At 54.8% G+C, this 230-nt stretch carries 1 protein-coding gene; it reads left to right on the forward strand.

The genetic code is table 11. The features are described from left to right. Window positions 1-224, forward strand: a 224-nt coding sequence (locus tag SB786_RS37925; protein ID WP_410731800.1) for a hypothetical protein, incomplete at its 5' end; no start/stop codon positions are given. Window positions 225-230 lie beyond the last annotated feature (6 nt).

Below are 230 nucleotides of genomic sequence, written 5' to 3' on the forward strand. Positions count from 1 at the left end.
CTGTTAACGTGAGCTTAGGGGCGGCCAACACCGTCGAAGCTGCTGACATTGCTAGCATCAGCTATACCAATGCCACAGGGGTGGTGGTCAGCTTAACCACCGCCACTCAGATTCAAGACTTCTTAGCCAACGGCGCGAGCGTCACCATCCCAGCTGGAGAAACGGCTGCGCCAGTGATTACTGTGGCTAGATCGCGGTATTTACTTGGCACCATCAGCTTATGAAGCAGG

Source organism: Burkholderia sp. SIMBA_062, from assembly GCF_046534765.1.
Taxonomy (GTDB): Bacteria; Pseudomonadota; Gammaproteobacteria; order Burkholderiales; family Burkholderiaceae; genus Burkholderia; species Burkholderia ambifaria.